Source organism: Streptomyces mutabilis (genome assembly GCF_014649815.1).
Taxonomy (GTDB): Bacteria; Actinomycetota; Actinomycetes; order Streptomycetales; family Streptomycetaceae; genus Streptomyces; species Streptomyces mutabilis.
This window is the reverse complement of record NZ_BMTT01000161.1, coordinates 1-670: the sequence shown is the minus strand read 5'-3', so window position 1 is coordinate 670 and position 670 is coordinate 1. Positions and strand designations below refer to the sequence as shown.

The following is a 670-nucleotide window of genomic DNA, read 5'->3' as shown; positions in this document are numbered from 1 at the left end:
TTTATTAGGGTTAATGTTAGCATTGCGCTATTCATTATTAAATCAGCCTTTAGAGACACCGAAAAAAGAAGACAAATCCGTTAGCTAATCAGTTTATTGATGGTATGTAAAATCGTCTCTGCCCGTTTATCCCAGTTGTAATAATTTTCAACTAATGAGCGGGCGTGATTGATTTTCTCACTGGTACGCTGTGTCTCTTCTCTTAGTAATTTAATTTGTTGGGCAAAACTCTGCGCATCACCACTATCAGCAAAACTTACCGCTTTTTCATCCACCACATCACGAATTGATGGAAAATCTGAAATAACCACCGGTTTTCTCATCGCCATATATTCAAACAGTTTTAACGGAGAGGTGTAGCGACTACCGATACTGGTTAAGGTTAAAGGCAACACACAAATATCATGTCGAGCAATCGCCTGAAAGCGTTGTTTAGGATCGATAAAACCAAGAAAGTTAACTTTCTCTTTTACATCCATCTCCTTAGCAAGCAATTGTAGCCCTTTAATTTGCTCAGCCGTTCCACCAGCAATATTCAGTCTAGCATTATCCAGATATTTCATCGCTCGCATCATGGTGGGGATCCCTTTCCATTTATGCAAACTACCTAGATAAAGTACCTCTGTTACATTATTGGGCGTAGCGGTTATATCTCTATGGCTATCTTTGT

General features: G+C 39.1%; 1 protein-coding gene. It reads right to left on the bottom strand.

The features are described from left to right. Positions 1–80: 80 nt before the first annotated feature. Positions 81–670: glycosyltransferase (locus IE142_RS39855; RefSeq protein ID WP_191889446.1), on the bottom strand; the 590-nt coding region annotated here is incomplete at its 5' end.